The organism is Cupriavidus sp. KK10, assembly GCF_018223725.1.
GTDB classification, from domain to species: Bacteria; Pseudomonadota; Gammaproteobacteria; order Burkholderiales; family Burkholderiaceae; genus Cupriavidus; species Cupriavidus necator.
Map to the genome: position 1 here is coordinate 1337548 of NZ_CP073678.1, position 14546 is coordinate 1352093.

Below are 14546 nucleotides of genomic sequence, written 5' to 3' on the forward strand. Positions count from 1 at the left end.
CGAAAGCTGCGTAGATACCTGCCTGATCTGCGCCCAGTGGGCCGCCACCTTGCAAGACGAGAATCGCCTGTTCGAACTTTCCGCCATTCGCGATTGGCGTTCGACATCTTCGCGTGGCTTGGAGTGGGCATGATCGTGGTTGGGGAATCGGTGCGTGCACACGTAAAAAAGCTTAGGCGCCGGGATCATCTTTGTAAAAGGTTGACCGCCTGCTGAAAACTCAATGGAGCCACCACGACTCTCTGGCACCACAAAGCGCTCGTAATCGCGGCTTCTGCCTTCCTGACCTACGACCGTTCGCCCTGCTGTAGCCGCGCCATGTCGTGCTTGATCACGGCCATCCCCCAGCCGTCATCACCGGGTCAAGGCGCCGAATATCAGGATCCCATTGTTCGCGTCGACCGGCCCCAGCAGACGCCCTGGACATGACGATATCGTCATAGCCCAGGGTCACCAAGTCAGGTAGCTTGCTTCATGCGCCAATTGTTTGGGTAAGGCCTCGTCTGAGCGCATCGGACTTCGCGACTTCAGAACACCATCCCTAGCGGCTATGCGGCTCGTGCTTGCATACGTGACGATTCAATGGCGAATACAACGAGCATGCCGCCCAGGATTGAGACATTCTTCAGAATGTGATTAAGTTGATTCAGGATATCTGCGGGATCGGCGCGCCAGAAGCCGTGGAAAATGATGGTCGTCGGCACCAGGAACAGTGCAAGAAGCAGCGCGCCCAACCGCGCGTTCCAGCCCGAGATCACGGTCAGTCCGCCACCAATTTCAATCACGATGGTTAGCACCAGCAGCAGATCCGGGCTCGGCAGTTCAGCGCTGGCAATCCACGCAGAGTAGGCCGCGAAGTTGCCAATCTTCAGGAGACCGGAAAATAAGAAAAGAGAGCCGAGAAGGGCGCGACCGACAGTGTACGTTCGTGAAACGAGGGTGGGCGCGAGCGACATAGTGGAAGTGACCATGATAATTCTCCAGAATCAAACAACGCCGGCAGGCGTTGCTTATCAGCCAAATAGTTGAACGGATCGGCGTCCCACAATGCTGCTGCCAGGAGCCAGTTGAAGGTTGCAGGGACCTCACCCTCGTGCTTCATATCAAACAATATTCCGAACCGTTCCCTGACGAATCGCAAAAGCCTCTGTCCGCCCTGCAGTGATTACGTCGCCCGGCGAGAGGGCTGATCCATGCGTTATCACAAGGGGGAATCACCTTGATCGAGAGTGGCGAGCGGCTCGAGATGATCCGTGCAGCGGCCCGTGACGGGCGAAGGATTGGGCGGCCGGTTGGTCGGGATTGGCGGGCCACCTTCATGGTGGCCGGCACCTCGATCCGCTTCAGGATGCGGACGTTCAGTGCTCCCTAAACGCCGGATCGACGCGAGCAGCATGTGGCTTCGCGCCGCCAGCAAAGTATCCTCGAACCTGAACATTGCCTCGGACAGCAGTTTCAACTCGACCTGGCTCTTGGCTTCGTCTGTCCTGCATGCATCAATCTCGATGTAGATACGTTTGCCAAGATCACGCACGAGAACGGGATCGAGCTGCCCCTGAGAGGCTGCGTGACTCAGGTGAAACAGCAGGGTGATCAATCCGTTCGGAGTGGAACGGGCCGGCGACGCGATGCTCATTCTTGAACCCACCATTGCAGTCTCCACTTTCGGCAAGGCACCGACTATAGGATGCGAAAGATCCCGGAATTTTGGTTACATCATCAAGATGGCAGGCCATTGGCCCGCAATAAGGGGTGTCGGCTTTGCATGCGTTATGCTGTCACCGCACGCGCCGGCCTGGCAGCCGGTGTTCTTCGCCTTGAGGCCTGTTTATGTCGGAGTCGGATACTGGGGCGTGTGTTTCCCTGCTTGTAGCCAGTATTGTTCCAGATCGATCAGGTTAAAGAGAAATGTGAGATCCATCGGTTCGTCTTCGGCCGTGATCCACTGCTCATGATCGGCCCCTTGATAGATCACCGTCAGGTAATAGCTGCCATGAGGGAGTTTGAGATAGGCCAGGGGACCGTCCGTGACCAGTCGTAGCAGTCGTTTGCCCTTCTCGTTGGCCAGGATCAGCATGACGCCAGAGACGGGCCTGCCTTCCGAAGGATCCTGGAAGCTGAGCCGCACATTGAATTGGCCGGAGATAGCCTGCATTTGCCGCACGGCTTCGCTCCCGATCCCGCCCGAGACATACCGGACGCCAGAGGATTGGTGGATTTCCGGCGGCTTTGGATGCGCCGCGAGGGTCTGTGCGTGGAGAAGCGGCGCGGTAGCAAGAAGCAACGCAGCGGCAGCCGTACGCATAACCTTGCTAGCGTGCATGGCAAGTGATCGATGATGGCTTTCCTCGTTTCCAGACTGCAGCATCGCGGTCATGGCAATCCTCCTGCCTTGGCGGACAAGGCGCGCAATATAGCTCCGCCTGTTCTGAAGCGTAGGTCGTATGCGCATTGGCCCATTGATGCATCGCAAGCTTGATGCCGTATACATCCCTGCCGGCTCCTCATGGGTGCTGTTGCGCAGCAGGGGGGTACGGTCTTACTCTTGCTCCATTCGCGCCTCGATGCGTCCTTTGCGAATGGCGGCCAGGAACGCTCGATAGTCGCTCCGATTCTGAGAGCAGTACTCGGTCGCGAACTCGCAGATCGCGTCGTCGAAGGTTTGTCCTGACCCCATGTAACCAGCGATCATAGCGGCATCGCCGGAACGGGCATGCGCTCGGGCGAGGGCGTGTGCGCACATCCGGCCGTATTGCCTGAGCATGCCGGTATCCCAATCTTCGATGACCGCCGACAGTTTCATGTCACGCAACTGGCGTATATAGAAGTCGCGTCCGTTTTTTCCCCGGGTCCACCCCAGGAAGACGTCGCTAGCAGTCTGCATGAGACGCTGGCCAATGATGACGCGTTGGCCGTGATTGGAATGCAAGCTCTTTCCTGCGTAAGGTTCCAGGACAGAAGCACGGGCTTCCTTTACCTGCAGAAACAGCGGATCGTTATCCGCGGCAAGAAACAGGCCTACGCCGCACATCGTGCCAACGCTCCCGACACCGACCACCTTGATGGCCATGTCGAAGAAGTGGAATCGGTCAAAGAGCACTCGGGTATGCTCGGCAAGACTTTCCCGATATGAGGCAATGGCTTCGGCGTAGCCCGACGCAAGGCCGGGCGCCATTTCCTCGGTCGGGTGGAAGATCAGGGGTGGCTCATCCTTGATTCTGGGCTTTTCTCCTTCCGCAGACACCAGCTTTGGATACAGATGGTCGGGGACCGTCTTGCGCCTTTCGGCCTCAATTCGCTGTGCAAGCCGCTTGCGGGCCGCGGCAACGATGTCGGGATCACCGCTGCGGTCTTCATACTTCTGCAGGTCGATCCGGTCATACCAGACGTCTAGCGCGCGCATCCAACCGTAGTTGAACATCCGTTCGCGATACTCGAGTACAAGGTCAGTGACGACACGCGCGGCGTCGCTCTTCGGCAGCGCGAGATGCTCGGCAGCGATCGCCACGCTGGCGGCAAGACGCTTGAGGTCCCATTCGAAAGGGGCCGGAAGCGTCTCGTCGAGATCGTTGATATCGAAGATCACGTTGCGTTCTGGTGTAGCGAATCCGCCGAAATTCATCAGATGCGCATCTCCGCATGCCTGTACGCGGATCCCGCTGGCGGGCGTGGTGGCAAGATCGGCTGCCATCAAGGCAGCCCCACCGCGATAGAAGGCGAAGGCAGAAGCCGCCATACGTCCAAAGCGGATCGGTATCAGTTCGAGAATCCGTCCCGCATTGGATTCGTCCAGAAGTTTGACCGGATCGTGGCGATTTGCTGCCGGCGTCCAGCCGGACTGCGACACGCGGGGTACGGTGTCGCGCAATGCTCGACCTTTGGCTGCGCGCTCGTCGGCGCTGAGGTAGGACGAGTGGGCTTCGGATACGGCGGCCAGGTTTTTGATTTTTTCGGGCTTGTTCATGACATTCTCCTTCTGTCAGGCTGTCTCCGCCTGTACCGGACTCAGCGGGCCGCGCCACAGCCACCAATCCACGACTGCTGGTCTGGCCGTGCCGATGAGTCTATGCTAGGCCGCTGTTGGCGCCGCCGCGCCTCCTGGTGCGATAACCGATGCTTCGGGCGCCCGGAATCCGTCGATTACGTCCGCCACCGAGATGCGGCGCCCGAAGTAGCCAAGACGCTCTTCGAGCCCTTCAGCACGAAGGATGTCCCTCACTTCGGCGTGTGCTGCAACTAGGCGCAGAGGGATGCCGGCACCTTGGAGTTCTTCATGCAGCGCAGCCAACATGCGGGCCCCTGCCAGGTCAACGACGGGGGAAATCGAAAGATCACACACCACCAAACGGAGCGGCTCGGCGGTGCTGTGAATCTTCTGCCAAACTACCGTACGCACATGCTCGACGTTGAAGTAAAGCAGCGATGACTCAACACGGAAAATCAGGATATGCGGGACAAGTTCGTTGTCCGGATTCCTCTCGATATCGGAATACATTCGCGTCCCGGGAATGCGTCCCAGAAATGCTACATGCGGGTGGGCGGCGCGACGGATGATTAGTAGCATGGATACAAGCACCGCCACGACCACGCCTTTCAGGATGCCCAGCAGCAGGACTGCGGCAAACGCCACCATGGACACCACGAATTCGAATCGGCTCACGCGCCATACGTGGCGTAGTTCGCGGATGTTGATTAGACCCTTGACCGCGACTAGTACGATAGCTGCCAGGACGACACTAGGTAGGTTGGCCAGCAGGCCGGTCAGGAACAGCAGGCACAGTCCGATCGTTCCCGAAGCAAATACCAGGGCAAGCGGCGTCTTAGCGCCAGCCTTGTCGTTGACCGACGATTGGGACAGGCCGCCGGCGACCGGATAGCCCTGAAAAAATCCCACAGCCAGATTTGCCGCGCCAAGGCCAAGCAGTTCCTGGCGTGGATCAATGTCGTAGCCGTGCAATTGAGCAAGAGCGCGTGCCGCTGACACACTTTCCACATAGGACAACAATAGGCAGGCGAACGCCAGAGGAATCACTCCGTCCACATCGCGTGGCCGCAAGTCTGGCAGACGGAATTCCGGCAAGCCTTGCGGCAGGGCGCCGACGACCTTGAAGCCGAGTCCGCCGAGTGATGTCAGTGAAAGCAGCGCGATCGAAACTACCACGACGAACAGTGCTACCGGCCGGCCCGGAAGGAATTTTTCCCCGAGAAGCAGTACAGCGATCGCGCCCAGGCCGAATCCGAACACCGCGAGGTTGGTCTCCGGCACCTGCTGTGCAAGTACTGCAATCCGTTCGAAGAAAAATTCGCCGCCTCCCTTGACCCCGAATAGTTTTGGCAGCTGGGTAAGCGCGATGGTCAGGGCCGCACCGGCTTTGAAGCCGAGCAGTATCGTTTCGCTGATGAAATTGACCAGCGAACTCAGCCGTAGAAGCCACGCCAGGACGCACATGGCAGAGATCAGGAGAGCAGTCAGCGCCGCAATCGACGCCCACCTGCTGGGATCTCCATTGGCCATGCCCGCTACGGTGACGCCGACGAGCATCGAAATCGCAGAGGTTGGCCCGACTGCAAGTTGACGCGACGAGCCGAACAATGCATAGAACAACCCACCGGCCAAGTAGCAGTAAATTCCGTACTGCGGCGGCAATCCCGCAAGGGATGCATACGCCAGCGACACCGGGATACCATATGCGGCCAGCGTCACACCCGCGATGGCGTCATGCGCCAGCCATTGCGGTTGGTAACTCGGCAGCCATTGTGCGGGCGGGAACATGGTGCGCCAGACGCTGGAGACCGTGGTGGTGCTTCGTTTGTCCAACGCTGAAGAGTCTTTCATCACGGCACCCCCAAGCCTATGGGTCAGAAAATGGCACGAGCATATCGTCACATCCGTTTGTGCCGCCTGCCTCCAACGCCACTCTCACCTGATATCCATACGGACGGGAACGGGACTGCGTTCGCCCGCGAAGGGCGAAACCCACTGAGCGGCAAGTTAAGGCTAGGAGCGCTGCAAGATTCGAAGTTGATCCACATCAGTCATCCGTACTCTCGGGGCTTTGCGGGCAGTTCATCTGATTTCTGGCCGTGGGCAAACGCAGCCTATTCCGCGACCTATGCTGAATGTGCAGCCAAGGGGTCGTCGCATCGAGCCAATTCGCCCAGTCTTCACTCCTGCCGTCAAGTCTGGTTCCCATGGTTGAAGGACGGCCGCGCCCGGCGATGGCTCGGCCAGACGCGCAAGAATTTGGTGCCTGCCATGCACTCTGCGCCACCATTCTCCGAACGAGAATGTCATGAATGCCTTTAGGCTGACCATTGCCTTTGACGACAATCTGTTCTGTGCGATGCCTGGAGAAAGCCTCAAATAGCCATTCGTCCAGAGGAGACATTTGTCTTGGCCTTCGCCAACATCATGGTTCACATGGACAAGCTGGTCTCAAGCAGGGGGGCGTCATGCCCAGGATTAGGGACGAACTCCGGGGCGCGGAGTTCCGGTAGCCTGGACCTTCAACGCGCCGCGTCCCCCGGGATGCGGGCTATGCCATAGCGTCCTTGATGTCGCCGGTCACAGCGCCAAAAATTAGACACGTACCCAAACGACCTGAGGAGCGCGATCATGGCGGATTTGGCTGATGCTGCGACCCGGCAGGCGCGATGCGGCGATGATCCCTTGCGTCAGTTGTTGGTGGCATCGGAAATCTTCCCTCTGGCCAAGACGGGCGGCCTGGCGGACGTCTGCGGGGCGCTCCCCAAAGCGATTGCCCGACTCGGCATCGACGTCCGCTTGATGATGCCGGCATATCCGGAAGCCTTGGAGCGCCTTGTTGCGCCGCGGCAGGTAGCCGAGCTTGCGGAACTGCTGCCGGGAGTCTCTGCGCACCTGATTGCGGGTTCGATGCCGGGTACCGGCTTGCCGGTCTGGCTGGTCGACTGTCCGGAACTGTTTGACCGACCCGGTACGCCTTATCAGGATCCGAGCGGCTGCGATTGGGAGGACAACGCGCAGCGCTTTGGCGTGCTCTGTCACGCGGCCGCACGGGTGGCCCTGGGGCAGGCCATCCCCGACTGGCGTGCGGACGTCGTCCATGCGCACGACTGGCATGCCGGGCTAGTGCCTCTGCTGCTATTACTGAACGGCCAGCACCGGCCACGCACCGTATTCACCGTCCACAACGCGGCTTTCCAGGGCAACTTTCCACTCGACCGTGCAGAGCTGCTTGGTCTGCCTCAAGAGACAGTGACACCCGACGGCATCGAATTTTACGGCCAACTCTCGTTCTTAAAGGCTGGAGTGCGCTACGCCGACAAGGTGACGACCGTCAGCCCGACGTACGCGAACGAAATCTGCACGTCCGAGTTCGGCTTCGGCATGGAGGGGCTGTTCCGGGCCAGACGTGCCGATCTGGTCGGCATCCTCAACGGCATCGATGCGGAGCAATGGGATCCACGTACCGATCCGTATCTGTCGCACCACTACTCGCGCGACGATTTGAGAGGAAAGCAATCATGCAAAGCCGACGCGCAGCGGGACCTATATCTGAATGTCGATGCGTCGGCACCGCTGACGGTATTCATCAGCCGTTTGACCTCGCAGAAGATGGCCGATGTGGTGCTCGAGCGGTTGCCCTACATGATGGCGCGCCACCCGCGGCTGCAATTTGCACTGCACGGGTGCGGCGAGCGTAAGCTGGAATCCGGCTTTACGTCCATGGCCACCCGCTTTCCCGGGCGCGCGTCAGTGCAGATCGGCTATGATGAGGCGCACGCGCACAGCCTGCATGCAGCCGGTGACATTCTCCTGCACGGGTCCCGTTTCGAGCCATGTGGCCTGGCCCAGATGTATGCCATGCGTTATGGCACGGTTCCAATCGTGCGGCGGGTTGGCGGACTTGCCGACAGCGTGCGCGATGCGGGCACGCATGACCGGCCCGCTCCCGGCGCGACTGGCTTCTTGTTTGACGACGCGACGGGGGAAGCCTTGGAATTCGCGCTGTCGCGCTGTCTGGCCCTGTATGAAACGCGGCCTAAGCGCTGGTCAGAGCTCCGGCAGCTGGCCATGTCGAGCGACTTTGCTTGGGCGCGCTCGGCAGCGAGCTACGCGTGTATTTATCGTGAACTGGCGGGCATGCGTCTGCCTGCGCTTGGCCCTGGTTCGCGAGGACCGAATGCTGCCCCTGATTAAGCCGGGACGTGTGGTCGGCGTGTAGTGCAACCGACGTTGCAATCCCGAGGGGCTCCTGCACACGCTCTGTCTTGTGGCTGCTTACGCTGTCGCGGATAAGGCGAATTCCTTGCTCCGGGCGCTGACGACAATGTCGAGGGAGAACTGGTTCGCGCCCATTCAGCGCGAGGTGATCGCGAAAAGTCAGGCCGATCAAGTGGAGGTACGACGGTCCATCACGGCGATTCTGTCCGGTGCCTTTTCACTGATGCAGTGGTGTTGTCTGTCGGCATATGCGGGGCGGCCCGACATGCGCAGCCAACCAAAGCAGCGTGGCGCCGGGCAGCTGCAAACCAACCTATTGTGCTGATGATCCCACGTGTATGCGTTGCCGCGAACCCTGCCGGAGAAGTTGTCTGCGTTGACGGAGCTGGCACTCGATTTGCGCTGGACTTGGAGTCACGCGCTGGACGTCTTGTGGCAAACCATCGATCCGGAGCTCTGGGCGCGCAGCCCCAATCCATGGGTGATCCTGCAAAACATTCCGCAAAATCGTCTGGATGAACTCGGGAGCGACAGCACCGTCTTGCAGGACCTCAATCGGGCGATTGAGAATCGCCGGTGCTATCTCGCGGGCGGGCTCGGAGTGCTGGCGGGCGACTACCTCAAGACGGCTAGCGATCTGGATGCGCCAGTGATTGGCATAGGACTGCTTTACCAGGAAGGCTATTTCTGCCAGACCATCGATGCGAATGGGGACCAGCGGGAAGCCTATCCCCACAACGCTCCGACGAGCCTGCCTATCCAGCCGATGATCGGCGCGGATGGCGCGTGGCTGAAAGTTGAACTGAGGCTGCCTGGCCGTATGCTGTTTGTCCGTGTATGGCAGGCGATTGTCGGACGCACCCGCTTATAGCTGCTCGATAGCAACGATGTGCGCAACGGTGCCGCGGAACGCGGCATCACGGCTAAGCTGTACGGCGGGGGGGCGGAAATGCGACTGCTACAGGAGGTGGTGCTTGGCATTGGCGGCTTGGGCCATGCTCGAAGCGCTCGGCATCGAGGTGGAGGTGTGTCACCTCAACGAAGGTCACGCGGCGCTGGTGGTCTTGGAGCGAGCCCGTCGCTTCATGCAGCGCACGAATGTCTCGTTCCGGGAGGCCATGTGGGCCACCGGAGCCGGGAACGTGTTCACGACGCACACGCCAGTGCCGGCAGGATTCGATGCATTTCCGCCATCATTGGTCTATGCGTATGCGCGCGAATATCTTCGTGAATTCAACCTCTCGGTAGATGATTTTCTTGCGCTGGGTCGGCTTGACCCGACCGACAAAGACGAACCGTTCAATACTGCCTATCTGGCACGGAATGGGTGCGCGCATGTCAATAGCGTGAGCCGGCTGCATGCCGAGGTCAGTCGCAGGCTTAGCGCGCGAGCCAAGCGATGACAGCGGCCCCGTTGTCGGTGGGGGCCATCCGGGCGGCCGGGGCGGGTGCGCGGTTGCTCCCGCCACCGGACAGCGCCCGAGGCAGCCGCTCCAGCGGCATGGGTAGGGTGGCGACGGGTCATCGGTCTATGTAAAATCGTGTCAGGCGTGGGCGCGTGGGCGCGTGGGCGCCCAGGCGATGCCCTTGCTGGCCGCAGCTCGCCCCGTTCCGGCTATCGCAATCTCGAGCAATCTGGACGTCCCGGACAATCGAAGGCGCCACTGATCTCCATCAACCGTCCTTGGGCATCACAACCTAGAGTGAATCCAGGACCATCCAGGCCGACGGAGTACAGCCATGCGCTATGAAAGCATTTTGGTGCACCTCGATGCCAGCCAGAGCGCAGCGCGGCGCCTGGAGCTCGCCGCCCGTCTGGCCGTGGCCAACGAATGCCGGCTGATTGGGCTGTTTGCAGGGTTCATGGCTCCCGCGTGGGTCTATGCTATGCAAGGTACTGAGCAGTTCATGGCCGAGGATCGCGAGCGGCGCCACCAGGTACGCGACGAGGTGCGACGCCGGTTCGAGGCCGCAGTGAGCGAGCTGTCAGTGGAAACGGAGTGGCGTGCGGTGGAGGGCGAGCCTGTGGCGATGGCGCTGCGCGAAGCCCGCGAAGCCGGCCTTATCGTTGCCGGACAGTACGATCCGAGCGATCCCGGCAGCTTCGTCGCGCATCAGTTTTTGGAATCCTTGATACTTGAAGCCGGCAGGCCGGTGCTCGTGATTCCGTTGGCGGGGGTATTCCCAACGGTGGGGACGCGGGTCATGCTGGCATGGAATGGCAGCCGGGAAGCGACAAGGGCCCTGCACGACTCCATTCCGCTCATCGCCGGCGCGCAGGTCAGGATCCTGAACGTGCAAACCACGTCCAAGGAGATGCGCGCGGACGCAACGCCTTGCAGCCACGCGGCCCGGACGCTGATGCGCTACGGCGTTGCCGTAGAGGTCGAGCACGGTACCGGGGGCTCCGATCTGACCATCGGCGAGTTGCTGCTTTCTCGCACGGCAGATTTCAATGCTGACCTGATCGTCATGGGGGCCTACAGCCATGGCCACGTGCGCGAGCTGGTGCTCGGCGGTGTGACGCGCACGTTGCTGGCGTCCTTGACCGTTCCCGTATTGATGTCGCACTGACCTCCGCCTGGACCGCCGGCGTGTAGAGGGTCGCTTCGAGCAGGCCGCAATGGCGATGGCGGGGATACCTTCCGAGCTTCGGCAAATCGAGCTGTGGACCGGCGTGACGGTCGCGTGCATGTTCAAGCAAATAGGCAATGGTATGGGGTCGCAGCGAGTGCGGTCCGCGATCTCCAGCAGCGCGCCGGCGTCGGTGGGCGCGTTCCAGGTCGGCCACAGCACGCAAGCGCGGTTCTTCCCCTAGCGGGGAATAGGAATAGGGCGAGGCCGGGATGTCGCATCAAATGAAGCGATCGGCGGGCGTGGTTGTGCTGCGGCCGGAGGCGGGCGAATGGCGTTGTCTCATTCTACGTGCCTACCGAAATTGGGATTTCCCCAAGGGGTTGCCTGAACCAGAGGAGACCGAACTGGGGGCGGCATTGCGCGAGACCGAAGAGGAAACCGGCCTGACAAGGCTGCAGTTTCGGTGGGGCGAGCAGTACTGCGAAACCGAGCCCTACAACCGCGGCAGCAAGGTGGCTCGCTATTATCTGGCGGTTTCGGCCCGGGGCGACGTTGTCTTGCCGATTAGCCCGGAACTGGGCCGGCCGGAACACCATGAATTCCGCTGGGTATCTTTTGCTGAAGCTGAGCAGCACTTGCCGCCCCGGCTGTTGCCTGTACTTGAGTGGGCGCGGAGGATGGTCGGAATGAAAGTCGCGAGAGACCCTCCTGAAGGGGCGTCGGGTCCGGCGCCAATGGAGTAGCACCTCCGCCTTCTCTTTCAAGTGACGCATGCGGACGATTCCAGAGATCTGAGGGTTAGCAGCCCTTGCAGGGATTCGTCGACTTCAGGGACGGATCGTCAGAACGGCGGCGTCGGCCAGTCTGCCCGCACCCATGGGGGCAAAGGTCAGCGCCTCGAGTGGGCGAGCACCGGTCTCTGCGCTACAGCTTGCACCGCCGGCTGCACCACTTGTCCAGCTCCACCGCAATCGTCAATGTCAGCGCGAGCGACAACAGCCCGGCCCACGTCGTAGCCGACACAGGTGTGAGACTGAGCGTGTCGCTTAACCCAGGTATGTACATGGCAGCAATATGGAATGACTGGGCGGCCAGTACGCTGGCCACCAGCATCGGATTGGCGAAGACCCCCTGTCGGAATACGGAGTGGCGCTCCGAACGGCTATTAAACGTCTGCAAGTTCTCAAACAGCACAAACAGTAGCAGCAATTGGTTGCGTGCCTCGTCGATGGGATAGCCGCGGTCGAGCAACCAGTAGAAAGTTGCGAATCCCCCTACGCCCATGACTAGAGTCGAATAGCAGATGCGGCGGATCATTACGCGGTCAAAGATCGGTTCCCGGGGCTTGCGCGCCGGATACGACAGTTCATCGCCCTCCGCGTGCTCGGTAGCCAGAGCCACGTCCTGGATGCCATTGGTCACGAGGTTGAGCCACAGCAGCTGCACCGGCAGCAATGGCATTGGCAGACCCAGGGGAATCGCCAGCAGAAACAGAACCATTTCGGCCGCGCCCGTGGAAACCACCATAAAGATGACTTTTCGAATGTTCGCGTACGCCACCCTGCCTTCATGGATGCCGTTGACGATGGACGCAAAGTTGTCATCGGTGAGGACAATGTCTGCGCTTTGCTTCGCCACTTCAGTTCCCTTTCGGCCCATGGCCACACCGACGTGTGCGTGCTTGAGCGCAGGAGCGTCGTTGACGCCGTCGCCAGTGACTGCCACGAAATGGCCGGTTCTTGCCAGCGACAGGACAATGGACAGCTTCTGGTCCGGACTGACGCGGGCGTAGATGCGCGCACGGCGGGTCAGTTGGTCGAGTCCGTGCGGCCCCTCGCTCTCGGCCTGGCGCACCTGCTCGCCCGTCACGACCTGGTCCGCGTTAAAGCGCAGCCCCGCCTGTGAGCCAATTGCGCTGGCCGTCAACGGATCGTCGCCAGTCACCATCGCCACGTCGATGCCGGCGCTGTAGCAGCGTCGGATAGCCTCGGGGACCTCTGGGCGAACCGGATCCTTCATGCCTGCCATTCCCAGAAAGGTCAGATTGACCAGGTGCCCGTGTCCATAGGACCCGTCCGGCTCCGCATCAATCGTGCCTTCAGCGAACGCCAGCACGCGTAGTCCTTGCGCGGCCAGCGCTGTCTTTTCCCGAAGCAGTGCCTCGCGCCGGATCGGCACGGCATGGCCGCGAACATCCGCCTGGTCGCACATGGCGATCAGCGTCTCGGGCGCTCCCTTGACGAACACGCGGATCGTCTCTTCGTGCCGGTGGAACGAGGCCGCGTACCGCAGGTCTGGCTCATAGGGGATACGGGCCACCAAGGGGTACCGCTGTCGGACCTCATTGGCTACGGTGCCTCCCTTGTGCGCCGCGGCCAGCAGCGCCACGTCCACGCTGTCCCCGGTGCCAGTCCAGCCGTCGCGCTCCCTGGATAGTTGCGCCTCATTTGGCAGCGCCGCGGCCCTCAGCAGGGCCGCTACCTGCGTTCTCGCGTCCTGCTCGGTGGCGCCGGCGGCGCGGATCTTGCATTCGTCCAGGTCGTGCCCGACGTCGAAGGACAGCGCCGTGCCGCCGGGAAGCCGGACATCCGTGACGACGAGCTCGTTCATGGTCAGGGTGCCGGTCTTGTCGGTGGCGATCATGGTGCAGGAGCCAAGCGACTCCACGGCGGGCATTTTGCGCACAATCACGTGGGCCTTTGCCATCCGCCGGATGCTGATCGCCAGCGCCACCGAAATGGCGACGGGCAGTCCTTCGGGGATCGCGCTCACCGCCAGTCCGACCGACATCATGAACAGCTCGCGCAATGCCATGCCGCGCAGCATACCCACCAACACCAGCAACGCTACAGCGACGCCTACCGCCACCGCGATCAGTCGAGAAAAACGCTGGAGCCTGAGAATCAAAGGTGGCTGCGAGATGGATTCGCGGCCCAGTTCCCGCGCAATCCGGCCAATTTGCGTGGCAGGGCCAGTTGCCACCACGATGCCGTGGCCCCTGCCGCGGAGCACCACAGTGCCGGCGAAGGTCAGACACTGGCGGGCGCTCGCTGGGGCGTTGCTGGGATCACGTGCGGAGAGCTTGCGCACCGGTAACGATTCGCCGGTAAGCAGGGATTCATCGCACTGCAGGTCAATGGCGTAGGTCAGTTCCAGGTCGGCCGGCACTCGGCTGCCGGCTTCCAGCACCACCAGGTCACCCGGTACCAGGGTACTTGCGTCGATCTCCTGCTGCACGCCGTCCCGGATCACCGTGGCACGGGGCTGCTCCAGCTTGCGCAGCGCCACGGTCGCCTTGTCGGCCGTATGCTCCTGTGCGGTGCCGATGACGCCGTTAATCAGCAGTACTGCCCCAATGAACAGTGCATCCTTCAGGTCACCCAATGCAAGCGACACCGCCGCCGCGGCCAGGAGGATGTAAATAAGCGGACTAAGGAACTGGCGCAGAAACACCGCGACAACCGACCTCGGGGCCGCCTGAGGCAGCACATTGCGGCCCACCTCCGCCAGCCGCGCACGAGCCTGCGCGGTGGTCAGGCCGGGAGGGACGTGCGCCGGATCGATGCCATCCCGGGTACCGTAAGGTTCTTCGTGAGATCGGGGGCGATCCGTTTGCAACGCGCTGGAGCGATTTTGCATGAGGTTTCCCAAGGGATGCTCGGCGCGGAGCCAGGCGTGTGCACCCTGCGCGTACGCCATATGCGGCCGGCGGGGCCGGACACTGTTCAAGCGTAGGTACCCGTGTGTCCACATGATTGATCCG

The 14546-nt window shown here is 61.3% G+C and carries 11 protein-coding genes; 5 read left to right on the forward strand and 6 right to left on the reverse strand.

Annotation, left to right across the window (positions count from 1 at the left end):
• Positions 1–548: 548 nt before the first annotated feature.
• The 5 genes from KB879_RS37640 to KB879_RS37660 form a co-directional block, all read right to left on the reverse strand.
• Entirely contained in the window at positions 549–971 is a 423-nt protein-coding gene (locus tag KB879_RS37640; protein ID WP_211982946.1) for a DoxX family protein, read from the reverse strand.
• A gap of 230 nt (positions 972–1201) precedes the next feature.
• A complete protein-coding gene (locus KB879_RS37645) occupies positions 1202–1636 on the reverse strand; it encodes a hypothetical protein (RefSeq protein ID WP_249221414.1) in 435 nt (144 codons plus the stop codon).
• A 192-nt stretch (positions 1637–1828) separates the two neighbouring features.
• The gene (locus KB879_RS37650) at positions 1829–2377 is read right to left on the reverse strand and encodes a hypothetical protein (RefSeq protein WP_249221415.1); all 549 of its coding nucleotides are present in this window, start codon (positions 2375–2377) and stop codon (positions 1829–1831) included.
• Between the two features lie 162 nt (positions 2378–2539).
• The gene (locus KB879_RS37655; protein ID WP_211982950.1) at positions 2540–3964 is read right to left on the reverse strand and encodes a DUF2252 domain-containing protein; all 1425 of its coding nucleotides are present in this window, start codon (positions 3962–3964) and stop codon (positions 2540–2542) included.
• A 105-nt stretch (positions 3965–4069) separates the two neighbouring features.
• Positions 4070–5836: a SulP family inorganic anion transporter gene (locus tag KB879_RS37660; protein ID WP_211982953.1), complete on the reverse strand. Its 1767-nt coding sequence runs from the start codon at positions 5834–5836 to the stop codon at positions 4070–4072.
• A gap of 780 nt (positions 5837–6616) precedes the next feature.
• Here KB879_RS37660 and glgA point away from each other — a divergent pair.
• The 5 genes from glgA to KB879_RS37680 all read left to right on the forward strand — a co-directional run bounded on the left by glgA (position 6617) and on the right by KB879_RS37680 (position 11526).
• The gene (gene glgA, locus KB879_RS37665; RefSeq protein ID WP_249221416.1) at positions 6617–8182 is read left to right on the forward strand and encodes a glycogen synthase GlgA; all 1566 of its coding nucleotides are present in this window, start codon (positions 6617–6619) and stop codon (positions 8180–8182) included.
• 358 nt (positions 8183–8540) lie between these two features.
• Entirely contained in the window at positions 8541–9077 is a 537-nt protein-coding gene (locus KB879_RS39980; protein WP_249221417.1) for a DUF3417 domain-containing protein, read from the forward strand.
• Positions 9078–9201: 124 nt separating this feature from the next.
• The gene (locus KB879_RS39985; protein WP_249221418.1) at positions 9202–9609 is read left to right on the forward strand and encodes a glycogen/starch/alpha-glucan phosphorylase; all 408 of its coding nucleotides are present in this window, start codon (positions 9202–9204) and stop codon (positions 9607–9609) included.
• A 337-nt stretch (positions 9610–9946) separates the two neighbouring features.
• Positions 9947–10780, forward strand: a complete 834-nt coding sequence (locus KB879_RS37675) for a universal stress protein (RefSeq protein ID WP_211982955.1) — start codon at positions 9947–9949, stop codon at positions 10778–10780.
• A 272-nt stretch (positions 10781–11052) separates the two neighbouring features.
• On the forward strand, positions 11053–11526 hold the full coding sequence (locus tag KB879_RS37680) for an NUDIX domain-containing protein (protein WP_249221419.1): 474 nt from the start codon (positions 11053–11055) through the stop codon (positions 11524–11526).
• Between the two features lie 181 nt (positions 11527–11707).
• On the opposite strand, the gene KB879_RS37685 is transcribed toward KB879_RS37680, so the two are convergent.
• On the reverse strand, positions 11708–14422 hold the full coding sequence (locus KB879_RS37685; RefSeq protein ID WP_211982957.1) for an HAD-IC family P-type ATPase: 2715 nt from the start codon (positions 14420–14422) through the stop codon (positions 11708–11710).
• Positions 14423–14546 lie beyond the last annotated feature (124 nt).